The organism is Enterovibrio paralichthyis (assembly GCF_019209835.1).
In the GTDB taxonomy this organism is placed as follows: Bacteria; Pseudomonadota; Gammaproteobacteria; order Enterobacterales; family Vibrionaceae; genus Enterovibrio; species Enterovibrio paralichthyis.
This window is the reverse complement of record NZ_JAHUTS010000040.1, coordinates 1-21,753: the sequence shown is the minus strand read 5'-3', so window position 1 is coordinate 21,753 and position 21,753 is coordinate 1. Positions and strand designations below refer to the sequence as shown.

The window sequence follows — 21,753 nt, the reverse complement described above, 5'->3', positions numbered from 1 at the left end:
TGCCGATAACTCCGAAGAGTTTCGTTTGGTCACTCAGTTCGTTGATAAATCTTTTTGTCTATCAATGACGAGTGCCCACACAGATTGCATTGGTCAAATTGTTAAAGAACGTTGACTTAAGAAGCTTCGCTTCTCACCGTCAGGGCTGCGAATTCTACGCTGCCAGGCGATGAAGTCAAGAAGAAATTTTGAGATTTTTCAGCGTTGCTTTCGCAACCTTCAAAACGTCTTGTTGACTTGCCTCAAGCGGACATTTTTCCGTTGAAGCGGGCGGCCATTTTACTGATTCGAAACAGCGCGTCAAGCGTTTATTTCGAATCAATTTTGAGGCTTTTCGCCGTACCGATTCAGTGAGTGTTTCCGCAGAGGAAGCCGCTCTCCGTGTCGGTGAAGCGGCATTATAGGGAGGTTCAAAATCTTGGCAAGGGCTTTTTTGATGTTTTCTATTAAAAACGGTGCATTCGTTCGTTTTTCAATCAAAAGCACTCGAAACAGCATCTAGAAGAACAAAAATTGCACTATTTGAGTGTTCCAGATAGTCTGTTTTGATACTCAATCGAATGGAAATTGCTATGTCTTCTGTACTTCGCAGCTATAAAGGTATCTTTCCGACCCTTGGCGAGCGTGTCTATATCGACCCATCTTGCGTTTTAGTGGGTGATATTACCTTAGGTGACGATGTGGGTATCTGGCCATTGGTTGCTGCGCGCGGTGACGTCAACCATATCCGCATCGGAAACCGTTCAAATATTCAGGACGGCTCTGTCTTACACGTAACCCACAAAAATAAGGAGAACCCCGAAGGCTATCCGTTGGTTATTGGTGAAGATGTGACAGTTGGCCACAAAGTTATGCTGCACGGTTGCACCATAGGTAACAGAGTATTGGTAGGCATGGGAGCCATCGTCCTCGATGGTGTAGTAATAGAAGATGAGGTGATGGTAGGAGCTGGGAGTTTGGTTCCACCGGGTAAGCGTTTGGAGTCTGGGTATCTTTATGTAGGTAGCCCGGTAAAACAAGCGCGCCCACTAAAGGAAGCAGAGCGCGCTTTTTTACAAAAATCGTCGGACAACTATGTCCTGACTAAAGATGAGTATTTGGCGGAAGGTTAACGTACCCATATTTCACCAAGCACATTGAAGTCTTCTTCTTCAATGGCTTCTTCAGCAAGCTCTTCCAGGTCGAAGCGGTATTGATTAAACACTTTCAATATCGCTTCTTCTGTTTCCAGTTTTTGTTGCGCCCGCTTTCCCAGATCAGCAAGGGAAATAAAACAAGGAATCAACGCCCCTGCTTGTTGTGCCAGGAAGCCAACCGCCTGCTTTTCTGCATCCCAATGTTGAAGATCGGGAAACAAGATATTTTGGTTCATAGACCTGACCTTCTATATACAACTGTCTATTGAGAAAGATTGCGGCGAAGCTCCCTTAGCACTTGGCCACTTCCCGGCCGGATACCACGCCAAATAGTAAAGCTTTCTGCCGCCTGCCCCACCAGCATCCCTAGTCCATCCAAAACACGCGCTGCACCATGATCACTCGCCCATTGGTTGCTACTGGTCAACCCTGCCCCATAAACCATGTCGTAGACCACAGAGTGACTTCCAATAACAGAGGGACTGATTTGCGGATGTTCACCAGTAAGGCTAGCTGATGTCGAATTGATGATGACGTCAAACGCTTCATTCAGCGAATCGAAACCTGCGGCGGAAACATTACCTTTATTAGCAAAAACAGATGCCAGATTTTCTGCCTTGCTGGCGGTGCGGTTGGCAATAGTCAAGGTTGCGGGGTTTTGAGCAAGCAACGGCAGGATAACCCCGCGTGCGGCTCCACCCGCTCCCAGCAGCAATACTTTTGCACCACTTAACAGGACGTGATGGCTCAACAAGTCCTGCACCAAACCTTCACCATCGGTGTTGTCTCCAAGTATGCCACCGTCATCGAGCTTTTTGAGAGTGTTCACAGCCCCTGCCAACTGTGCACGCTCTGTCAGCAAGGTCGCATACTTGTATGCATTTTCCTTAAACGGCACGGTAACGTTGCACCCTCTTCCACCTTGTGCGAAAAATGCATCCATTGTCACCTCGAAGGCATCTATCGGTGCTTCCAGGGTTTCATACTGCATGGCTTGCGCTGTCTGGCGAGCAAACAGGGTATGTATAAAAGGAGACTTGCTGTGCTTGATGGGGTTACCCACTACAACGTATTTATCCACCTTACCACTCCCTTGGCATCAGATATTCTTTGTATAGCCTTTCTTCTGCCGAGCCCGGTTCTGGCTCAAAGCCATATTCCCACCGAACCAGAGGAGGCATCGACATCAAGATTGATTCAGTGCGCCCACCACTTTGTAGCCCAAACAAAGTGCCGCGGTCATAAACCAGATTGAATTCGACATAGCGGCCACGGCGATAAAGTTGGAACGCCCGTTCCCGCTCTCCGTATTCGGTTGTTTTACGCTTTTTGACAACAGGAAGATACGCTTCAAGATACCCTGTCCCCACGGCTTTGATGTAATCAAAACAGCGGTCAAAACCCCAGGCATTCAAGTCGTCAAAGAAAAGACCACCTACGCCCCGGGTTTCGTTACGATGCGGCAGAAAGAAGTATCGGTCACACCAGGCTTTGTGCTCAGGATATACCTCATCACCAAACGGGGCACAAATGGCTTTGGCTGTCTGGTGCCAGTGACGACAATCTTCTTCTACCGGGTAGAAAGGCGTTAGGTCGAAGCCGCCACCAAACCACCAGACCGGTGCTTCGCCCTCTTTTTCAGCAATAAAGAAGCGGACATTTGCATGCGATGTTGGCACATGAGGATTGTTCGGGTGAACCACCAGGGAAACTCCCATCGCTTCAAAGCTCCGTCCAGCCAATTCAGGCCTGAGGGCGGTCGCAGACCCCGGCATCTTGTCCCCGTAAACGTGGGAGAAATTCACCCCAGCCTGCTCAAAGACAGCACCATCACGCAGGACACGGCTACGACCACCACCGCCAGCCTCTCGCTGCCAGGCATCTTCAATAAAAGAAGCACTGCCATCTTCGTTTTCCAGCGCCGAACAAATGGTGTCCTGAAGCGTCAACAAGAAACGTTTTACCGCCTCTTTATCAACCTGTTGGGAAAGGTCTTGATTGTCCACGTAAAATCCTTTTTCGTTTAACCCTGTCGCAGCACCTTACCAGAACGTGCATCGCGGATCTCGGTAGGTTTGTCTCGTCCACCGGTTTTCCCTTCCAAAACACAAGGGACACGGTTGCCAAGTTGTACCATCACTTCCTCTACGCTCCGGCAAGGCTCCTCACCACTAAGATTGGCACTGGTTGAAGTGATGGGCTTGCCATACGCCAGGCAAAGCGCACGTACATCCGGATGATCAGAGACGCGCACAGCGACAGTATCAAACTGACCGGTTACCCAATCCGTGATTTTCTTCCCGGCAGGCATCACCCATGTCACCGGTCCCGGCCAGGTAGCCAAAACGTCGGCTTTAACTTCATCGCTCAGGCTGTCAAAGTCTATGTACCCGTCGAGCTGGGACAATTCAGCCGCAATCAGGATAAGCCCTTTTGCTTTGTCACGGGCTTTGACGTCCAACAGAGCCTGGACGGCTCCCGCGCTGTCCGGGTCGCATCCAACACCAAAAACCCCTTCAGTGGGATAGGCTATCACTTCACCCCGTGATAGTGCTGCAACGCATTGCTCCACATTCGCCAACGCTGTTCTCCTGCTCGATATTTCTCATTTCGGCCTACTATGACCAACTATACCCGACGTTCTCAACACTTTTGTCACAAATCGATACAGAGTTTTCGCCAGCGACATATCTTAATAGGCGCCAACCCTGGCTCTTTTATACCGACGCAAACGTTTTCCTATCCATTTTTTGCCGATATAATGCGCCCAACTTAACGATTGAAGCCGTGTAACCCCAACCGGTAACACAGCTTCAATGGTCACGCGCATTTACAGGAGTAATTATGAAAGTTGGCATCATCATGGGTTCCAAGTCTGACTGGCCTACCATGAAAAACGCAGCAGATATGCTGGAGCACTTCGGAATCGCGTATGAAACCAAAGTAGTTTCTGCGCACCGTACACCGGCTCTGCTTGCGGAATATGCCAGCGACGCGGCATCACGTGGCCTGAAAGTGATCATTGCCGGTGCGGGCGGTGCTGCACATCTTCCAGGCATGACAGCGGCTTTCACCAACCTGCCGGTATTGGGTGTACCGGTACAATCAAAAGCGTTGAAAGGCATGGACTCATTGCTTTCTATCGTGCAAATGCCAAAAGGTGTGGCCGTCGGCACCCTGGCGATAGGTGATGCAGGTGCAGCCAATGCCGGGCTGTTGGCCGCGCAAATCCTTGCAACCAGCGATGATGCCCTAATGGCGAAAATCGATACTTTCCGCCAAAACCAGACTGACACTGTACTGGCTCACCCTGACCCTTCGGTAGACTAACCATGAATGTGCTGGTTCTCGGTGCCGGTCAGCTGGCACGCATGATGGCGCTGGCAGGCGCTCCACTAAACCTCAAGATCAGTGCGTATGACGTTCGAAGTGGCAATGTCGTCCATCCCGTCACCCTCGATGTATTGGGACACGGTCTGGAAAACGGCATCAAGAATGCAGACGTTATCACGGCAGAGTTTGAACATATCGCGCCGGATGTATTGGAAATCTGTCAGGCCAGTGGCAAGTTTTACCCGGGTGAAACCGCCATTTTGACCGGTGGTGACCGCCGCCTGGAAAAAGCCCTGCTGGATAAAGCCGGCGTCGCCAATGCGCGATATCAGGTCATCACCTGTCGTGATGACTTTGATGTTGCGATTGCCAATATCGGCCTGCCACTGATACTGAAAAGTGCGCTTGATGGTTACGATGGAAAAGGCCAGTGGCGTTTGAAACCAGACTCCGACATCGATGCCGTCTGGCTGGATATCGACAATTTCCTGAAGACGTCACCGCAGGGTGCGCGCCAGTGTGTGATTGCTGAGGAGTTTGTACCGTTTAACCGCGAGGTGTCTTTGATTGGTGCCCGCAATGCCAAAGGTGATGTGGAGATTTATCCACTGACAGAGAACATCCACACCAATGGCATCTTGAGCGTTTCAGTTGCCGCAGGGGAAAATGACGCAGTACAGGCCCAGGCTGAAGCCATGTTCAAAGCAGTGGCAGATACCCTCGATTATGTCGGCGTACTGGCGATTGAGTTTTTCGATGTGGGCGGCAACCTCAAAGTGAACGAGATCGCACCTCGGGTGCACAACTCTGGTCACTGGACTCAACAGGGCGCGGAAGTCTGCCAGTTTGAAAACCACCTGCGCGCCGTATGTGGCCTGCCACTTGGCAGCGCCCATCGTATCCGGCCGACCGCCATGATCAATATTGTGGGCGAAGTGACCGTGCCGGTAGAAGTCCTGCAACATGCGCATGTCCACTGGTACGACAAAGCGCCCCGCCCGGGACGCAAAATTGGCCACATCAACCTGTGTGCCGACAACGCAGCAGCATTAACCGATAAGCTTCGGGATATTGCAGCCTTGTTGGATACCACAGAGTTCCCAGCCATCAAGGAAGCCGCCGCAACTCTGGCCTAAACCAGGGCGACAGAAACGACAAAAGCCGCCAATGCGGCTTTTGGTTTATCTGGCAGCTGTTCACGCCTGCTTGTGCTGGCACTTTTTGTCGGCGCACACTTTTACTGTTCCCGACGCGAGTTTTTTCTCCAGCAGCAGCGGGTAACCACACACTTCACAGTTCCCCTTAAGCGGCTTCAGATTCACCGCAAACTTGCACTTTGGATAGGCATCACAGGCATAAAAGGCTTTCCCAAAACGGGATTTTTTCTCGTGCAGATGCCCTTTGCTGCATTCCGGGCAGGGAACATCCAGCGTTTCAGTTTCAGGCTCCTGATCGCGCTTTTCGATATGCTGACACGTGGGATATGCCGAGCAGCCGATAAACATCCCAAAGCGACCTTGGCGCAACACCAGCTCGCTGCCACATTCCGGGCAGGGTAAACCCAGCTCCTTAACGATATGACCATCATTGTGATGAAGTGATTCGGCAAAATCACAGGCCGGATAGCCAGTGCAGGCTTTGAACGGCCCACGTTTACTGTGTTTAATAACAAGAACGCTGCCACATTTCGGGCAGCGTTCGTTTTCTTCCAGCGCATGCTCATGGGCGCTGAACAGGGAATCGTCAATTTTTCCAGCCAAAACAGACCAGCCTCAACAACTTGTAATTAGTGAAGGTATTCATCTTCCGCTGTGCTGTAGAGCAACTCTTCCATTTGATCGTAGGCACGCTCGTTCCCTGGCACATTGAACAGCACCATCAGGATCACCCACTTGAGATCTTCCAGCACAAACTCCTGAGTTTCCAGTTCCATAACACGGTCAACAACCATTTCACGGGTTTCAGGACTCAGAACGCTGATTTGCTCAAGGAACATCAGGAAACCGCGGCATTCGGTATCCAGCCGATCCATCTCTTTCGGGGTGTACACACGCACAGAAGTGAGTGCGCTGCCGGTGAGGTATGGGGTTTTGTCAGCATCCTGCAACTGCGCCAGTTTCTCCAGCCAGTTCAATGCCTTGTATATATCTTCTTGATGAAATCCAGCTCTGGAGAGTTCATCAGCCAGTTCGTCCTGATCCACCATAAGTTCAACATCACTGTGGATATAGGTTTCGAACAGGTACATTAGGATGTCCATCATGGCTAGCCCCTCCTCGTTCTGACATAACCACCGGGTACTGCACTTACAAGCCCCTGTAGCTCAAGTTCTAACAACTGCATCATGATTTCGTGAACGGGTTCATCGCAGATCTCTGCAAGCACATCGACGCACCTTGCTTCATTTCCTACGTTAGCCAACAGTTCAGGAAATGGCAATTGTTCTTGCAAAACTTGGGCCGGCGACATGTCTAACTGGTGGTTTATTGCACACCCCGCCAAGGTGCCAACCTGGCTCAAAATCTCCTCAACCGATTCGACCAGATAAGCCCCTTGCTTGATCAGACCATTACTGCCCTTGGCGTGGGGGTTGTGAATTGAACCCGGGAGTGCAAAGACATCGCGCCCTTGCTCTAGCGCCAACCTTGCAGTGATCAACGAACCGCTTTTCAAGGCAGCTTCCACGACCAGCACGCCTACAGATAGACCGCTGATAATGCGGTTTCTTCGCGGAAAAAATGCGGGTTTAGGTGGCGACCAAGGCCAAAGCTCTGAAACCAAAGCGCCCTTTTCTTTGATTTCGTCTGCCAGTTTCCGGTGCGCTGCAGGGTAAACTCGCTCAAGGCCAGAGCCGAGCACCGCCACCGTTACTCCTCCACCATCCAATGCTCCACGGTGAGCACGCCCATCAATACCAAGTGCCAAACCACTGGTAACAACCACATCCTGGGATACCAGCTCTTTGGCGAACGCATGAGCAAGAGATAAACCATCAGGAGAAGCATGTCGGCTGCCAACGATAGCCAGTTGTGGCGACATCAGGACATCCGGGTTGCCTTCAACAAATAATAGAGGCGGCGCTCCGCTGATCTGTTTTAAAAGATAAGGATACCGAGGGTCGGTAAGGGAAAGGATGTGTCTGCCGGGCTCATCCGCCCAGGCAAGACACTTATCGATCGTAGTACGGTCAGGATAACGGAGTGCTTTGATTTGGGTCTGGCTCAATCCCAATGCTGCCAGCTGTGTATCTTCCAGTTTGCCCAATTGATGAGGCGGGTAACGGCTGATGATCTTACTGACAGCCTGCCCGCCTAAACGGGGAACGGCCGCGAGCCTAAGCCACCACTCAAGCTCGCCAGACATTTCACCCTTCCGCAGCCATCACAGGCATGTCAGCTTTGAGGGGCTGCTCTGCATCAACCACCATTGCCAGACTGAATTGCGGATAGCTTCGAATCACCAACAGTGTGCCGGCAGAGCGTGATGGCAGATTGAACTGCACAGGATCAGCAGCGTTATCAACGTCGGAGTCATAGCGCATATCACCTTTGACCCCTTTAAGGGCTGCTCCCGGCATGATCACAGAAAGCGTGTGGCCTTCATCCAGCCCATCTGCTTCGCCACGGTCTACAACCACAATTTGGCGCAAACCAACATAGTTGCTGCCATAAAGGTGGCCGATTACTTTGCCACTGATTCCTGATGGTGCAGGTTGCGGATGGAAAATTTCACCGGTTTTTGCACCCAGTGCGGGCAACATAATGTCATTCGGTTTGATTTCCTGGTTCTGCTTCACCAGCTTGAGCTCGGATATTTCTTCCAGCGCCCGAACCAACTTGGCTTCACCGACCTTCTTAAGACTGATCATCCGCACCACATCATCTTCGCCAACTTCACGGTCGAAGTGAGTGATGGGACGGTAGATATACCAGTCTTGGTTCTCAAGCGGCATGTCGACAAAAAACGGTGTGCGGGTAGAGATATAGCTCCAGCCCTCTCCGGTACCCAGTACACGCGGTGCCAGTCTGTAATCCTGCTCAGCAATCAGGGAGTCATAGGTCAGGTACTGGCGTAGCAGTGCCGTTGAAGCCCCATTGATTGGTGCAGAATCCGTAGTCACGCCACCGGAGGTGTAAGACAACACCGGTTTACCGTCAATCCAGCTTAAACTCAGCATATCGCCGGGATAGATAAGGTGCGGATTCTTAATGGCAGGGTTATGTTGCCAAAGCGTTGGCCAGTGCCACGGTTTTTCAAGATAAAGCCCGGCAATATCCCATAAGGTATCGCCCTTTTTCACTACATAAGTTTCTGGTGCATCGGCACTCAAACGTACCGAATCAGCTGCCACAAAGCCTGACAACCCCATCGTCAGGCACAAAATGATGAGCTTTTTAAACATCCCCTGTCTCCAAAACCGGACTTTCGATTTGGATGCTGTCATTTGAATGGCAAAATGTCTAGAATTAGCCCAATTACCTAAGCCAGATACGGCACAGTTCAACATATTTAAGAGACGTTTATGAGTGTATTACAGGTTTTGACCTTCCCGGACGATCGCCTACGCACGGTGGCCAAACCGGTAGAGAGCGTCACACCAGAACTGCAGCAAGTTATTGATGACATGCTGGAAACCATGTACGACGAAGAAGGTATCGGCCTTGCAGCGACGCAGGTTGATGTCCACCAGCGCATCGTGGTGATCGACATTTCCGAAACCCGTGATGAACCAATGGTGTTGATCAACCCGGAAATTATCGAAAAACGCGGTGAAGACGGCATTGAAGAAGGCTGTCTGTCTGTTCCTGGCGCACGCGCCCTGGTGCCACGTGCCTCAGAAGTGACCGTGAAAGCGCTGGACCGCAACGGCAATGAATTCCAGTTCGACGCTGACGACCTGCTGGCCATTTGTGTACAACACGAACTTGACCACCTGGAAGGCAAACTGTTCGTTGATTACCTGTCGCCATTGAAGCAACAGCGCATCAAACAGAAACTGGAAAAACTCAAACGCGCCAACGAAAAAGCCAGCTGAGGTTTCCTTGAGCGATTCACTGAAAATTATTTTTGCCGGTACGCCGGATTTCGCCGCCTGTCACCTCGCGGCGTTGTTGTCTTCAAAGCACGAGGTTGTGGCGGTTTACACCCAGCCTGACCGTCCAGCGGGTCGCGGTAAAAAACTGACCGCCAGCCCGGTGAAACTGCTGGCCCTGGAACATAGCATTCCGGTTTACCAGCCAGCGACACTGCGCGCGGAAGAAGCACAACAGGAACTGGCAGCCATTGATGCCGACATCATGGTGGTAGTGGCTTACGGCCTGCTGCTGCCTAAAGTGGTACTTGATACCCCGCGTCTGGGCTGTATCAACGTACACGGCTCTATCCTGCCACGCTGGCGTGGTGCGGCGCCTATCCAACGTTCAATCTGGGCTGGCGACGCCGAAACCGGTGTCACCATCATGCAAATGGATGAAGGTCTGGATACCGGCGATATGCTGAAAATCGCAACCCTGAGCATCGACGCCAAAGAAACCAGTGCCACCCTATATGAAAGACTGGCAGCACTGGGACCCGATGCACTGGTGGATTGTCTGGGCGATATCGCTTCCGGCAAGGCTGTGGCGGTGAAACAGGACGACGAGCAGGCAAACTACGCCAAGAAGCTCAGCAAAGAAGAAGCGCAAATCGACTGGAGCATGAGTGCAGAGGCGATTGAGCGCTGCATCCGCGCCTTCAACCCATGGCCGATGAGCCACTTCACCGTGGCAGAGAGCAACATCAAGGTCTGGGATGCGGAAGTCGAGGCTGAGCAGAGCGACAACGCACCGGGCACCATTTTGTCTGCCGACAAAAAAGGTATCCGCGTGGCGACCGGAGACGGCGTATTGCGCCTGACCTCCATTCAGCCACCGGGCAAAAAAGCCATGAGCGCTGCGGACATCCTGAACTCGCGCCGCGACTGGTTTGAACCTGGCACCACACTGTAATTTGAAGAGGCCAGCTTGCTGGCCTTTTTAATCGCTTGCCGCTGCGCAAGCCAATCCTGAGGATCCTTCATGAACGTAAGAGCTGTCGCTGCACAGGTGATTTACCAGGTTGTCGATCAAGGACAATCCCTGTCTGCAGCGCTGCCGCCTGCCCAGCAGAAAGTCGCACCACGCGATGGCGCCCTGCTGCAGGAAATCTGCTACGGCGTACTGCGCTGGCTACCGCGCCTGGAATCCATCACCCAGTCGCTGATGGACAAACCGCTGAAAGGCAAGCAACGCGTCTTCCATCACCTGATCCTGGTCGGTCTGTACCAACTGGGCTACATGCGCATACCTGCACACGCAGCCGTGGCAGAAACTGTAGACGCGACAAAGGTTTTGAAAAAGCCCCAGCTACGTGGCCTTATCAATGCCGTGCTGCGTAACTACCAGCGCAATCAGGAAGCTCTGGATGCCGCAGCCGTTTCCCACGATGCCGGCAAATACGGTCATCCGGGCTGGCTGCTAAAGCTGCTTCAGCAAGCTTACCCGGACAGCTGGGAGCAAGTGGTTGAAGCCAACCACGAGAAAGCGCCAATGTGGTTGCGCGTTAACCGCACCCACCATACCCGTGATGCGTACCGCGCACTGCTGAGCGAAGCCGGTATCGAGAGCGACATCCATCCACAGGCGGCGGATGCACTGAGACTGGCAGCACCGTGCGATGTGACTAAACTGCCGGGCTTTGCCGATGGCTGGGTATCAGTACAGGATGCTGCTGCGCAACTGTCCGTCGATTACCTCAAGCCGCAAGCCGGTGAGCTGATCCTCGATTGCTGCGCGGCACCGGGCGGCAAAACCTGCCATATCCTTGAACATGAGCCAACCGCACAGGTTGTTGCCATGGATGTTGACGCCACCCGCCTGACCCGTGTGGAAGAAAACCTCAAACGCCTGCAGCTTAACGCCCAGGTCATTTGCGGTGATGCACGCACGCCGGCCGAGTGGTGGCATGGCAAACAGTTTGACCGCATCCTGTTGGATGCCCCGTGTTCAGCAACCGGCGTTATCCGCCGCCACCCTGACATCAAGTGGCTTCGCCGCGCCGATGACATTGCACAGTTAGTGTCGCTGCAGTCTGAAATTCTTGACGCTATGTGGGCGCAGCTGAAATCTGGTGGTACGCTGGTTTATGCAACTTGCTCCGTGACGCCACAGGAAAACGCTGAGCAGGTCAGAGCTTTCCTGGCTCGCACCCAAGATGCCTCCCTCAAAACAGGCACTCTGGAGCAACCGGGACGCCAGATTTTACCGGGCGAAGAAAACATGGATGGGTTCTATTACGCTGAGCTGACAAAAGCGTAATGGAGAGACGCCGGTGGCACGGGTCACCGGCGATAACAATGAAAAACTGAACTGAGGTTCACGCAAACGTTATGAAAATTATCATCTTGGGGGCTGGACAGGTCGGCGGCACACTGGCTGAAAACCTGGTGGGCGAAAACAACGATATCACCATCGTCGACAAAGACCCCGAGCGCCTCAGGGAGTTGCAGGACAAATATGACCTGCGCGTGGTACAAGGCTATGCCAGCCACCCCTCCACCCTTTTGGAAGCTGGCGCACAAGACGCCGATATGCTGGTCGCGGTGACCAACTCTGATGAGACCAACATGATTGCCTGTCAGGTTGCTTTCACCCTCTACAACACCCCCAACCGCGTTGCCCGCATCCGAAGCCCACAATACCTCGCCGCCAAAGAGCAGCTTTATCAAACTGACGCCTGCCCGGTTGATCACCTGATTGCCCCGGAAGAACTGGTCACCCAGTATATCCAGCGCCTGATTGAATACCCGGGTGCGCTGCAGGTCGTGAACTTTGCCGACAACAAAGTCGGTCTGGTCGCCGTTAAGGCCTATTACGGCGGTCCGCTGGTCGGTAATGCCCTGTCTGCCCTTCGCGAGCACATGCCGCACGTGGATACCCGCGTTGCCGCCATTTTCCGCCGCGACCGTCCTATCCGTCCGCAGGGCACCACCATTATTGAAGCGGATGACGAAGTCTTCTTTGTGGCGGCCAGTAACCATATCCGTTCGGTCATGAGTGAGCTTCAGCGCCTTGAGAAGCCCTACAAACGGGTGATGATTGTTGGTGGCGGTAACATCGGTGCCGGTCTGGCGCGAAGCCTTGAGCGCACTTACAGCGTCAAACTGATTGAACGTAACCCGCAGCGTGCCGAGCAGCTTTCCGAGCTTCTTGAAAACACCATTGTGTTCTGTGGTGATGCCTCCGATCAGGAGCTGTTGAGCGAAGAGCACATCGACCAGATTGATGTGTTTATTGCAGTGACCAACGAAGACGAAGCCAACATCATGTCGGCGATGCTTGCCAAACGCCTAGGTGCCAAGAAAGTGATGGTGCTTATCCAGCGCAGCGCTTACGTCGATTTGGTACAGGGCGGCGCCATTGATGTGGCGATTTCACCGCAGCAGGCAACCATTTCCGCATTGCTGACCCATGTGCGTAAAGCCGATATTGTTAACGTGTCTTCCCTTCGCCGCGGCGCGGCCGAAGCGATTGAAGCCATTGCCCACGGCGATGCCAACACCTCTAAAGTGGTAGGGCGTGCAATAGGTGAAATCAAATTGCCACCAGGTACCACCATAGGTGCCATTGTGCGTGAAGAGGAAGTCCTCATTGCCCACGATAAAACCGTTATCCAGCAGGACGATCACGTAGTGATGTTCCTGGTCGATAAAAAGTACATTCCGGACGTAGAAAGGCTGTTCCAGCCAAGTCCGTTCTTCCTCTGATACGCTGGCTGTGTGATGGTTAACTTAAAGCCGGTACTGTTCGTGATAGGGCTGGTCTTATCCAAGATCGCCCTTTTCATGTACATACCTACCCTGACTGCCTTTTTTACCGGTACCGCCGGTTTTCTCGACTTCGGCCTTGCGGTCATCATTACCCACCTGGTGGCGTTTGCCTGCCTGACATTCGGACGCACTGACGACTTCCGCCTCAATGCGCGGGACATGTTTGTCATTACCACCTTTGTCTGGATCATTGCCAGCGCCTTTGCCGCCCTGCCGTTTGTGTTTATCAACCACATCAGTTTCACCGATGCCTACTTTGAAACCATGTCCGGTATCACCACAACAGGCTCCACGGTCTTGAGTGGATTACAGGATATGGCACCGGCAATCCTGCTATGGCGCTCGATTCTGCAATGGCTCGGTGGGGTCGGGTTTATCGTGATGGGTGTAGCTATCCTGCCGTTCTTGAACGTCGGTGGTATGCGCCTGTTCCAGACCGAATCTTCAGACTGGTCAGCAAAATCCAGCCCACGCACCAAAAGCGTGGCAACCAGTATCATGAAGGTGTATCTCTTTCTTTCGGCGCTTTGCTATCTCGGCTTCTGGCTGACCGGCATGTCACCGTTTGATGCGGTAAACCACACCATGGCAACGCTCTCTACCGGTGGATTTTCTACCCGGGATACCTCCCTGAATGACTTCTCCCATGGAAGCCAGTGGGTCGCCACTATTTTCATGTTTGCCGGTGGTTTGCCATTTTTGCTGCTGATCCAGGCGCTGCGGCGTAAAAGCCCGCTGATGATTTTCCAGGATGCGCAGATCCGCGGCTTCACCTATCTGGTGGTTATCACGTCCCTGATGGTGACAGCCTGGCTGGTGATCACCCACCAGTTTGGACTGGCAGATGCCTTCCGTCTTGCCACCTTCAATATCGTTTCGGTGGTCACAACAACCGGCTTTGCCTTGGGGGACTTCACCGCCTGGGGGCCGTTCGCTTCGGTCATTTTTGCTTTTATGCTGATTGTGGGGGGCTGTTCAGGCTCAACGGCGGGCGGGGCAAAAATCTTCCGCTTCCAGGTAGCACTGGCACTGCTTCGCAAGCAAATCCAGCAACTGGTTCACCCTTCCGGTGTTTTCGTCCAGCGCTACAATGGCCGTCCGGTGAATGAGGATATCGTGCGTTCTGTGGTGGCGTTTGCTATCACCTACATCATGACAATTCTGGTCGTGGCAATGGTGCTGGCAGCAACGGGCCTGGATGGCATCACCAGCCTGACCGGTGCCATGACGGCAGTGGCCAATGTGGGACCAGGGATGGGAACCATCATTGGACCAACCGGCAACTTTGCCAGCCTGCCAGATACCGCCAAATGGGCTTTGAGCATCGGTATGCTGATGGGACGACTGGAGATCCTGACTGTGCTGGTATTGCTGTTTCCGGTTTTCTGGCGCGATTAATCGCGCCAGTTATCCTTTCAGTTACCCGCTCTAAACGGGCTGCACGTACAGGTAGATAGCCAGAAAGTGCAGCACCGTTCCTCCCAGCACAAACAGGTGCCAGATAGCGTGGTTAAACGGAATGCTGCGTTTAACGTAGAAAAACACACCGGCGGAATACACCAGCCCGCCCAGCCCCAGCAATACCATTCCCCCGACCGGCATTGCCTGCGCCAGTTGATAGACTACCACCAGTGACAGCCAGCCCATCGCAAGATAGGTCGTCAGCGACAGCGCCTTGAAACGGTAGACAAAGGCAATCTTGAGCACAACGCCGAGCAGCGCAATGGCCCAGATAAGCCCCATCACCCAGTGAGCGAGCGGTGTACGCAGAGTTATTAGCAGGAAAGGCGTGTAAGTGCCGGTGATAAGCAGGTAAATCGCGCAATGGTCGAAGGTTTTCAACGCCCGTTTGGCGCGGGCAAACGGAATGGCATGATACAGGGTCGATGCCAGATAAAGCAGGATAATACTGGCACCGTAAATGCTATAGCTGGCAATACTGAGTGCGTCAGCATGCTCGCTTACTGCCTTTATCAGCAGCAGGGTCAGCGCCACAATGCCGAAAATCGCGCCGATACCGTGGCTGACGCTGCTGGCGATCTCTTCACGAACAGAATACTGAGACGGGGAAGTTGCCGTTGTCATGTCACCCTTATCCTTTAATCAATACCTTGCAGGACACTGAAAGGCAGTATGACACATTTAAGCTTACACGTGTAAGCTTAAATTATTGCGACACCGCCGACAGCAAATCTGACACCTGAAGCGAGATGGATTCGGCTGTTGCAGCGGTGTCGAGCATTAAGGTGCGCTTGATATTGCCGCTGCCGGTCAGACGTCCCACCATCGCCCCAATTCCCTCCCCCTGCGGCTTGAACACCAACTGCAATTCACATTGACCGGATTGCCGCATCACGGTGAGGGTTACCTCCCGAAACCGCGACGACAGATCTCCCGCGACCGGCTCCAGAGTCAAAATTTGTGAGAAAGGCAACGGCTGGCGTTCCACCTCTTCATTTTTCACGGAGGTAATACGAAAGCCAGTTTGCTCAAAGGTATCCAGCACAGTATCCAAGGTATCATCCGGCTTCACAGCCAGATCTACTTTGCCACTGGCATCCTTGGCGAGCGGAATATCTAGCCGGGCTTCGAGCCACACCTTGCCGTCACCAAGCGAAAGCGGTGTGGTTTGCGGCAGGATGAAAGCCGTGTGGAACACCCGCTCCTCACCGGCATTAATGGTGAACGCATCCGGCAGTGACCATTGATGCAGGGCACAGGTTTTGCGGCGGCGCTGTTGTTTCCGCCCTTGCTCGCCCTGAGAACGCACCTGCTCCCACCCCATGAAATCGCACTGCAGTGACAGCGAGATGGCATTGACCTGCTGTGCCACTTCCCCACCAGTGACGGTCAGTACCACGTCGATTTCCGACCCCTGCTTTGTGTCACCACTTGGCAATGCAATGCCAACCCCGGCGCTGCCAACGCCCACTTTGGCGAGTGTTTTCTTAAACCATCCCATGTCCGTTATCCATTGTTTTCCCTGTCTACTTTCATGTAGACGGTGTGGCCAACCACTCCGTCACAGCAAAATCTCAAATTCAACTAAGCTTATATAACTGGTAAGTGACGGCAACCTCAGCTGCACGAAAAAACGGAGAATAAGCCAGCCATGTCTAATGATAAGTTTGCGCTAACTGCTGGATATTTAAAGAAAGTTGTACCACTTCTGATGAAATACCACGTCCCGGCGACACCGCCAAACTATGCACTGTGGTACACCTATGTCGCCAATGCAAACAGCGAACTGACCCAGAAGATTGATGAGTCGATCCGCGACACAGGATCCCTCAGTGCCAACACCTGTAAGGCGCTGTATGACGAACACCTGGCCGATGAACGCGTGCGGGAAAGTGATGCATTCAAACAAGGCCTTCAGGCGCTGGCCATTGAAATGGGCAACACCATGGCCGACACCATGAAGGACACCGATACTTTCCAAAGCACCCTGGACAAAACCTTTTCACAACTGGCACGTGTCGGGGAAGAGACCCTGTCTATGGATGAAACCATTGCAGTGGTGCGTTCGGCAGTTAAAGGCTCGAAAGAGATCCGCCAGTCCACCAGCTTTTTTAAAAACCAGCTGGCCGAAGCGCAAAAGGAAATCGACCGCCTTAGAGAAACGCTGGAACAAGCCAATGAAGAGGCACTGCACGATGCCCTGACCGGTATATTCAATCGCCGCGCCTTTGATACTGAGATTGACGCCCTGGCAGCCAGCCCGCCCCCAAAAGGTTTTTGCCTGCTGCTGTGCGATTTAGACCACTTTAAAAGCTTCAATGACACCTATGGCCATCTGATGGGCGATCAGGTGCTCAAGCTCACCGGTAAACGGCTGACGGATTACTGCCGCGATGGCATCAAGGCATTCCGCTACGGCGGTGAAGAGTTTGCGCTGCTGGTGCCCAACCGCCAGCTCAACGGTGCATGCCGGGTAGCAGAGACCATCCGGGCCAGCATCGACAAGCTGGTGCTCAAAGACAAGCGCAGTGGTAAAAAGCTCGACAACATTTCTGTGTCTATCGGTGTGGCGCAATATGAAAAAGGGGAAAGCATCGGAACCCTTATAGGCCGCGCTGACAGCTTGTTGTATGAAGCCAAAAACCTCGGGCGTAACCGGGTGATGCCGATTGCCTGACCCCTGCGTTACCACCAAAAACGGGCGTTGTTTCGACGCCCGAAATAATTTTTAACTGCTGCTTTTTTATCCACTTTTTTTCTGCTATGCTCCGCGCGAAAATTCGCAATCGCGAACCAGAGTGCCCCGCAGCAAGGCTCAATGCCATCGGAATCCTGACGCCACTCTGTAAGAGTCCTTTGTCATGGATGCGCAACCGATGAGAACCCCAATGCGCCCTGTAACTGTTCGTCCAGTCCGTGTCACCCGTACCCCTTCACGCATGCGTGCCCACTTTTTTGCGCCTGCGTTCAAAAGCAAAACTAACACTGATCTGAACGGCACCCCGGATCTGTCCTTGGTTCGCCCGACCCGCCCAGTGGTAGACATGCCGGAAGGTGAGGCGGCCTGAACCAACTTTTGTGATATTGGTCTCCATGGCCGAATCTGGTACTGTTACCAGATAAATCACATAAAAAGTAAGGCCAAATAAAAGGCCTGGTCGGAGTCTTCAAAATGAAATGTCATCGCGTTAACGAACTGATTGAACTGCTGCACCCTGAGTGGCAGAAAGAGCCTGAACTGAACCTGCTGCAAATGATCAGCAAACTGGCACAAGAAGCCGGTTACGAAGGCAAGCTGGAAGATTTAACCGATGATGTGCTCATCTACCACCTCAAGATGCGCAACAGTGACAAAGACACCATGATCCCGGGTCTGGCAAAAGATTGCGAAGATGATTTTAAAACCGCAATCCTGCGCGCACGGGGCCTTATCAAGTAAAGCGGTTTAACCGGATGAAAAGCGAAGCAAAAAGTGCTTCGCTTTTTTGTTTCTGTTACACGTCACCGCCGTGATGGGCGGCCAATATTCCACCACCCGCACAGAAATCATCGCCGTAGCTGGGATATAATCCGTTAACTATAGTTTAGATATCGCTAATCTAATGGTGCAGGCTAAGTATTTGTACCTACCCGCTTCGGCGAAATTTGTTTGACCCAAGGAATGCAGGTTTCATGAGCAAGGATAAAATTGACGTCAAAGACGTCACGCCCAAAGAGTTCAACCCCAAAACCCACAAATCCAGTGGTGACCGATTTAACCCCGGCAACCGCATTTACGTGCGCGCCGCCAAAGGCATCTATCAGCAACTGCGCCGTAAAATGGGTTGGTTCTTCATGCTGCTGTTTTTGCTGACCCCCTGGATCCCTTATGGCGACCGCCAGGCGATCCTGATCGATATCGGCAAGCAACAATATAATTTCTTTGGCCTGACCCTGTGGCCACAGGATCTGACCCTGCTCGCCACCCTGTTTATGATCCTGGCCTTTGCCCTGTTCTTTGTTACCACCTTTTTGGGGAGGGTCTGGTGTGGGTATCTGTGCCCACAAACGGTGTGGACGTTCATTTTTATCTGGTTTGAAGAAAAGCTCGAAGGCTCGGCCAACAAACGCCGCAAGCAGGACTCCATGCCACTGACCGGTGAGCTGCGGTTGCGAAAGCTTGCCAAACACCTTTGCTGGTTTGCCGTTGGCCTGGTAACGGGCCTGACCTTTGTCGGTTACTTTATCCCGGTGCGGGAGCTGGTGGTCGGCTTTTTCACTTTCAACACCAGCTTCGTGGTTACTTTCTGGGTGCTGTTTTTCAGCGTGATCACCTACGCCAATGCCGGTTGGATGCGCTCTATTGTCTGTATCCACATGTGCCCTTATGCCCGCTTCCAGTCTGCCATGTTTGATAAAGACACCTTTATCGTCGGTTATGACACCAAACGCGGTGAAACCCGAGGCCCTCGTGGACGTAAGAAAGACCCGAAAGAGCTGGGGCTAGGCGACTGCATTGATTGTAACCTGTGTGTGCAGGTCTGCCCGACCGGCATCGATATCCGTGATGGCCTGCAATACGAATGTATCAACTGTGGCGCCTGTGTGGATGCCTGTGATGAAACCATGGATCGCATGGGTTACGCCAAGGGGCTGATCAGCTACACCACAGAGCACAAACTCGAAGGGCACAAGGTCGATATCATGCGGCCGAAACTGATTGGCTACGGCGTGGTGATGGTTGCCATGGTGGGGCTGTTCTTTTTACTGCTTTCTTCGGTACAACCCATGGGACTGGATGTTATCCGGGATCGCAGCCAGCTGTTCAAAACCAACAGTGACGGCCTGATTGAAAACACCTATACCCTGAAAATTCTCAACAAAACCCAGCAGCCTGAAACCTACGATCTTTCGGTGAAAGGACTGGATGGCCTGCAATGGTACGGCAAACAGCGGGTCACCCTGCAAGCCGGTGAGATTTTCACCCTGCCGGTGAGCCTCGGGATTGACCCTTACGATCTGACAACGCCGATGGCTGACATCACCTTTGTGCTACAGCGCCAGTCCGGTGATGACAAGAAAGAGATCGAAACCGAAAGCCGCTTTATCGGCAAAATGTAAATCATCCCGCCTTATCCGGGCGCTCAATGAGCGCCCGTTTTTATGCAAACTCTGCTACCATCAAACACCTATTCCATCCCTATGCTGAGATCCTATGAGCGACGCCCAATTCAGCTACGAACACCTAACACCCGACGCCCTGCTTGATGCACTGGAGTCTGTGGGAATCCGCCCGGAATCCGGCCTGCTGGCGCTGAACAGCTACGAAAACCGTGTCTATCAGTTCCAGGATGAAGAGCGCCGCCGTCTGGTTACCAAGTTCTACCGTCCACAACGCTGGAGCCGCGAACAAATTCTCGAAGAGCACGGCTTTGCCAGAGATTTGCAGGACGCCGAAGTACCCGTGGCCGTCCCGCTAGAAATTGACGGCAGCACCCTATTTGAGCACAACGGCTATCAGTTTGCGGTTTTCCCAAGTGTGGGCGGACGTACCTTTGAGGTAGATAACTGGGATCAGCTGGAAATGGTCGGACGCTTCCTGGGGCGCATTCACCAGGTGGGTGCCAGTAAACCCTTTGTTCATCGCCCCACCATTGGGCTGGATGAATACCTGTTTACGCCGAGAGAAGTGCTGGCCAACAGCCCGTTTATTCCGATGCACCTGGAAAATGCCTTTTTTTCCGATCTCGACCGACTTATCGACGTATTAAAAAACCGTTGGGAAGACAGCTTGAGTAATATCCGACTGCACGGCGACTGTCACCCCAGCAATATTTTGTGGCGTGATGGCCCGATGTTTGTGGATCTGGACGATGCCCGCAACGGTCCGGCTATCCAGGATATCTGGATGCTGCTCAACGGTGACCGTGGCGATCAACTGGCACAACTGGATACCCTTGCGGAAGCTTACTCGGAGTTTCGCGACTTTCCGGCCAATCAGTTGCAACTTATTGAGCCATTACGCGGTCTGAGAATGGTGCATTACATGGCATGGCTGGCAAAACGCTGGCAGGATCCGGCTTTTCCACGTGCATTCCCGTGGTTTGCTGAGGCAAAATATTGGGAAACTCAAGTCCTTGCCTTTAAAGAACAACTGGCAGCCCTTGAGGAGCCACCACTGACACTGGCACCACAATGGTAAGCTGCACAAAACAATTACTCAGGGAGAAAGAACGTTATGTTTAAAAAACTGTTTGCGGTTGCCGCTGTGGCACTGCTGGCCTTTTCTGCACAGGCAGCGCGTTTCAACGCCGGCGAAGACTACCAGGTACTGGATCTGCCAAAGACAGAAAATCCATCTGTGACTGAATTCTTTTCCTTCTACTGCCCTCACTGTTTTAAAAGTGAACCCCTGATGCAGGCACTGAAGAAGAATATTCCAGACAACACCGCATTCAACAAAAACCATGTCTCTTTCATGGGCGGCGGTATGGGTAAATCCCTGAGCAAAGCCTACGCGACAGCCGTAATGCTGGACGTGGAAGATAAAATGGTACCGGTATTGTTTAACCGCATTCACCTGCTGCAACAGCCACCACGCAGTGACGAGGAAATCCGCCAGATTTTCATCGATGAAGGCGTAGATGCAGCGAAATTCGACGGCACCTTCAACAGCTTTGCAGTGAATGGCATGGCGAATCGCTTTGATAAAGCGTTCCAGGATTCAGGTCTGCGCGGTGTACCTGCGGTGATCGTGAACGGCAAATATCACGTCACACCAAAGACCATCAAATCCCAGGAAGATTACTTCGCACTGGTGAACTTCCTGCTGACGCAGTAAGCTGCTGCCAGAACGCAAAAAGGGCCAGATGGCCTAATGCCAGTCAGTTAAGCTGACTGGCTTTCTTTTTATTGGGGTATTTCTTTGCCTTAGGCTTCACGGCTCTCGGGTATATTCGCTCTTCTCGCTTAATGGGCAACACATGATGTATCGCCTCC

24 protein-coding genes are annotated in these 21,753 nt (G+C 52.7%); 14 read left to right on the top strand and 10 right to left on the bottom strand.

What is annotated here, in order from left to right; genetic code table 11:
- The first annotated feature begins 572 nt into the window (after nucleotides 1-572).
- Complete coding sequence (locus tag KU854_RS23715; RefSeq protein WP_218360735.1) at nucleotides 573-1,112, top strand: gamma carbonic anhydrase family protein; 540 nt, start codon at nucleotides 573-575, stop codon at nucleotides 1,110-1,112.
- Here KU854_RS23715 and KU854_RS23710 read toward each other — a convergent pair.
- The 4 genes from KU854_RS23710 to tsaC are packed head-to-tail and all read right to left on the bottom strand — an operon-like array spanning nucleotide 1,109 to nucleotide 3,717.
- Complete coding sequence (locus KU854_RS23710; protein ID WP_218360734.1) at nucleotides 1,109-1,372, bottom strand: DUF1488 family protein; 264 nt, start codon at nucleotides 1,370-1,372, stop codon at nucleotides 1,109-1,111. The genes KU854_RS23715 and KU854_RS23710 overlap by 4 nt on opposite strands.
- Before the next feature lie 26 nt (nucleotides 1,373-1,398).
- On the bottom strand, nucleotides 1,399-2,217 hold the full coding sequence (gene aroE / locus KU854_RS23705; protein WP_218360733.1) for a shikimate dehydrogenase: 819 nt from the start codon (nucleotides 2,215-2,217) through the stop codon (nucleotides 1,399-1,401).
- 1 nt (nucleotide 2,218) lies between these two features.
- Nucleotides 2,219-3,142: an oxygen-dependent coproporphyrinogen oxidase gene (hemF, locus tag KU854_RS23700; RefSeq protein ID WP_218360732.1), complete on the bottom strand. Its 924-nt coding sequence runs from the start codon at nucleotides 3,140-3,142 to the stop codon at nucleotides 2,219-2,221.
- A gap of 17 nt (nucleotides 3,143-3,159) precedes the next feature.
- Nucleotides 3,160-3,717, bottom strand: a complete 558-nt coding sequence (gene tsaC / locus KU854_RS23695) for an L-threonylcarbamoyladenylate synthase type 1 TsaC (protein WP_218360731.1) — start codon at nucleotides 3,715-3,717, stop codon at nucleotides 3,160-3,162.
- 263 nt (nucleotides 3,718-3,980) lie between these two features.
- Between tsaC and purE the strand changes: the two genes are divergently transcribed.
- Nucleotides 3,981-4,466: a 5-(carboxyamino)imidazole ribonucleotide mutase gene (gene purE, locus KU854_RS23690; RefSeq protein ID WP_218360730.1), complete on the top strand. Its 486-nt coding sequence runs from the start codon at nucleotides 3,981-3,983 to the stop codon at nucleotides 4,464-4,466.
- Between the two features lie 2 nt (nucleotides 4,467-4,468).
- On the top strand, nucleotides 4,469-5,605 hold the full coding sequence (locus KU854_RS23685; protein ID WP_218360729.1) for a 5-(carboxyamino)imidazole ribonucleotide synthase: 1,137 nt from the start codon (nucleotides 4,469-4,471) through the stop codon (nucleotides 5,603-5,605).
- A 60-nt stretch (nucleotides 5,606-5,665) separates the two neighbouring features.
- Here the strand turns inward: KU854_RS23685 and KU854_RS23680 are convergent, their stop codons facing one another.
- The 4 genes from KU854_RS23680 to KU854_RS23665 are packed head-to-tail and all read right to left on the bottom strand — an operon-like array spanning nucleotide 5,666 to nucleotide 8,871.
- On the bottom strand, nucleotides 5,666-6,229 hold the full coding sequence (locus tag KU854_RS23680; protein WP_218360728.1) for a DNA topoisomerase family protein: 564 nt from the start codon (nucleotides 6,227-6,229) through the stop codon (nucleotides 5,666-5,668).
- A 26-nt stretch (nucleotides 6,230-6,255) separates the two neighbouring features.
- Complete coding sequence (locus tag KU854_RS23675; protein ID WP_218360727.1) at nucleotides 6,256-6,732, bottom strand: DUF494 family protein; 477 nt, start codon at nucleotides 6,730-6,732, stop codon at nucleotides 6,256-6,258.
- A 2-nt stretch (nucleotides 6,733-6,734) separates the two neighbouring features.
- Nucleotides 6,735-7,832 (bottom strand): DNA-processing protein DprA, encoded by a 1,098-nt coding sequence (gene dprA, locus KU854_RS23670; RefSeq protein WP_218360726.1) that lies wholly within the window; start codon nucleotides 7,830-7,832, stop codon nucleotides 6,735-6,737.
- A gap of 1 nt (nucleotide 7,833) precedes the next feature.
- Complete coding sequence (locus tag KU854_RS23665; protein WP_218360725.1) at nucleotides 7,834-8,871, bottom strand: LysM peptidoglycan-binding domain-containing protein; 1,038 nt, start codon at nucleotides 8,869-8,871, stop codon at nucleotides 7,834-7,836.
- A 120-nt stretch (nucleotides 8,872-8,991) separates the two neighbouring features.
- Between KU854_RS23665 and def the strand changes: the two genes are divergently transcribed.
- The 5 genes from def to KU854_RS23640 all read left to right on the top strand — a co-directional run bounded on the left by def (nucleotide 8,992) and on the right by KU854_RS23640 (nucleotide 14,712).
- Nucleotides 8,992-9,504 (top strand): peptide deformylase, encoded by a 513-nt coding sequence (def, locus tag KU854_RS23660; protein WP_218360724.1) that lies wholly within the window; start codon nucleotides 8,992-8,994, stop codon nucleotides 9,502-9,504.
- 7 nt (nucleotides 9,505-9,511) lie between these two features.
- Nucleotides 9,512-10,456, top strand: coding sequence for a methionyl-tRNA formyltransferase (gene fmt / locus KU854_RS23655; RefSeq protein ID WP_218360723.1), 945 nt, complete (start codon nucleotides 9,512-9,514; stop codon nucleotides 10,454-10,456).
- A 69-nt stretch (nucleotides 10,457-10,525) separates the two neighbouring features.
- Nucleotides 10,526-11,803 carry a 16S rRNA (cytosine(967)-C(5))-methyltransferase RsmB gene (gene rsmB, locus KU854_RS23650; protein WP_218360722.1) on the top strand — a complete coding sequence of 426 codons (1,278 nt, stop codon included), beginning with the start codon at nucleotides 10,526-10,528 and terminating at the stop codon, nucleotides 11,801-11,803.
- A gap of 71 nt (nucleotides 11,804-11,874) precedes the next feature.
- Nucleotides 11,875-13,251 (top strand): Trk system potassium transporter TrkA, encoded by a 1,377-nt coding sequence (gene trkA, locus KU854_RS23645; RefSeq protein WP_218360721.1) that lies wholly within the window; start codon nucleotides 11,875-11,877, stop codon nucleotides 13,249-13,251.
- A gap of 15 nt (nucleotides 13,252-13,266) precedes the next feature.
- Nucleotides 13,267-14,712 (top strand): TrkH family potassium uptake protein, encoded by a 1,446-nt coding sequence (locus tag KU854_RS23640; RefSeq protein ID WP_218360720.1) that lies wholly within the window; start codon nucleotides 13,267-13,269, stop codon nucleotides 14,710-14,712.
- A 30-nt stretch (nucleotides 14,713-14,742) separates the two neighbouring features.
- On the opposite strand, the gene trhA is transcribed toward KU854_RS23640, so the two are convergent.
- Both trhA and KU854_RS23630 read right to left on the bottom strand, forming a co-directional pair.
- A complete protein-coding gene (gene trhA / locus KU854_RS23635) occupies nucleotides 14,743-15,399 on the bottom strand; it encodes a PAQR family membrane homeostasis protein TrhA (protein ID WP_218360719.1) in 657 nt (218 codons plus the stop codon).
- Nucleotides 15,400-15,481: 82 nt separating this feature from the next.
- Nucleotides 15,482-16,276, bottom strand: a complete 795-nt coding sequence (locus KU854_RS23630) for a sporulation protein (RefSeq protein WP_218360718.1) — start codon at nucleotides 16,274-16,276, stop codon at nucleotides 15,482-15,484.
- 150 nt (nucleotides 16,277-16,426) lie between these two features.
- Between KU854_RS23630 and KU854_RS23625 the strand changes: the two genes are divergently transcribed.
- The 6 genes from KU854_RS23625 (at nucleotide 16,427) to KU854_RS23600 (ending at nucleotide 21,595) form a co-directional block, all read left to right on the top strand.
- Complete coding sequence (locus tag KU854_RS23625; protein WP_218360717.1) at nucleotides 16,427-17,452, top strand: GGDEF domain-containing protein; 1,026 nt, start codon at nucleotides 16,427-16,429, stop codon at nucleotides 17,450-17,452.
- Nucleotides 17,453-17,663: 211 nt separating this feature from the next.
- Nucleotides 17,664-17,843: a hypothetical protein gene (locus KU854_RS23620; RefSeq protein ID WP_218360716.1), complete on the top strand. Its 180-nt coding sequence runs from the start codon at nucleotides 17,664-17,666 to the stop codon at nucleotides 17,841-17,843.
- Nucleotides 17,844-17,947: 104 nt separating this feature from the next.
- A complete protein-coding gene (locus KU854_RS23615; RefSeq protein WP_054780033.1) occupies nucleotides 17,948-18,214 on the top strand; it encodes a YihD family protein in 267 nt (88 codons plus the stop codon).
- Nucleotides 18,215-18,447: 233 nt separating this feature from the next.
- Nucleotides 18,448-19,875, top strand: coding sequence for a cytochrome c oxidase accessory protein CcoG (gene ccoG / locus KU854_RS23610; protein WP_218360715.1), 1,428 nt, complete (start codon nucleotides 18,448-18,450; stop codon nucleotides 19,873-19,875).
- Between the two features lie 94 nt (nucleotides 19,876-19,969).
- Complete coding sequence (locus tag KU854_RS23605) at nucleotides 19,970-20,956, top strand: serine/threonine protein kinase (protein WP_218360714.1); 987 nt, start codon at nucleotides 19,970-19,972, stop codon at nucleotides 20,954-20,956.
- A gap of 36 nt (nucleotides 20,957-20,992) precedes the next feature.
- Complete coding sequence (locus tag KU854_RS23600; protein WP_054780034.1) at nucleotides 20,993-21,595, top strand: thiol:disulfide interchange protein DsbA/DsbL; 603 nt, start codon at nucleotides 20,993-20,995, stop codon at nucleotides 21,593-21,595.
- Nucleotides 21,596-21,753: the final 158 nt, after the last annotated feature.

Bases quoted from the DNA above. Each gene is read 5' to 3' on its own strand.
- KU854_RS23710 (WP_218360734.1), bottom strand. From the start codon at position 1,372: ATGAACCAAAATATCTTGTTTCCCGATCTTCAACATTGGGATGCAGAA.
- purE (WP_218360730.1), top strand. From the start codon at position 3,981: ATGAAAGTTGGCATCATCATGGGTTCCAAGTCTGACTGGCCTACCATG.
- KU854_RS23665 (WP_218360725.1), bottom strand. From the start codon at position 8,871: ATGTTTAAAAAGCTCATCATTTTGTGCCTGACGATGGGGTTGTCAGGC.
- KU854_RS23615 (WP_054780033.1), top strand. From the start codon at position 17,948: ATGAAATGTCATCGCGTTAACGAACTGATTGAACTGCTGCACCCTGAG.
- KU854_RS23620 (WP_218360716.1), top strand. From the start codon at position 17,664: ATGCGCCCTGTAACTGTTCGTCCAGTCCGTGTCACCCGTACCCCTTCA.
- KU854_RS23715 (WP_218360735.1), top strand. From the start codon at position 573: ATGTCTTCTGTACTTCGCAGCTATAAAGGTATCTTTCCGACCCTTGGC.
- KU854_RS23675 (WP_218360727.1), bottom strand. From the start codon at position 6,732: ATGATGGACATCCTAATGTACCTGTTCGAAACCTATATCCACAGTGAT.
- def (WP_218360724.1), top strand. From the start codon at position 8,992: ATGAGTGTATTACAGGTTTTGACCTTCCCGGACGATCGCCTACGCACG.
- KU854_RS23685 (WP_218360729.1), top strand. From the start codon at position 4,469: ATGAATGTGCTGGTTCTCGGTGCCGGTCAGCTGGCACGCATGATGGCG.
- KU854_RS23600 (WP_054780034.1), top strand. From the start codon at position 20,993: ATGTTTAAAAAACTGTTTGCGGTTGCCGCTGTGGCACTGCTGGCCTTT.
- KU854_RS23625 (WP_218360717.1), top strand. From the start codon at position 16,427: ATGTCTAATGATAAGTTTGCGCTAACTGCTGGATATTTAAAGAAAGTT.
- KU854_RS23640 (WP_218360720.1), top strand. From the start codon at position 13,267: ATGGTTAACTTAAAGCCGGTACTGTTCGTGATAGGGCTGGTCTTATCC.
- trkA (WP_218360721.1), top strand. From the start codon at position 11,875: ATGAAAATTATCATCTTGGGGGCTGGACAGGTCGGCGGCACACTGGCT.
- trhA (WP_218360719.1), bottom strand. From the start codon at position 15,399: ATGACAACGGCAACTTCCCCGTCTCAGTATTCTGTTCGTGAAGAGATC.
- ccoG (WP_218360715.1), top strand. From the start codon at position 18,448: ATGAGCAAGGATAAAATTGACGTCAAAGACGTCACGCCCAAAGAGTTC.
- dprA (WP_218360726.1), bottom strand. From the start codon at position 7,832: ATGTCTGGCGAGCTTGAGTGGTGGCTTAGGCTCGCGGCCGTTCCCCGT.
- KU854_RS23605 (WP_218360714.1), top strand. From the start codon at position 19,970: ATGAGCGACGCCCAATTCAGCTACGAACACCTAACACCCGACGCCCTG.
- rsmB (WP_218360722.1), top strand. From the start codon at position 10,526: ATGAACGTAAGAGCTGTCGCTGCACAGGTGATTTACCAGGTTGTCGAT.
- KU854_RS23630 (WP_218360718.1), bottom strand. From the start codon at position 16,276: ATGGGATGGTTTAAGAAAACACTCGCCAAAGTGGGCGTTGGCAGCGCC.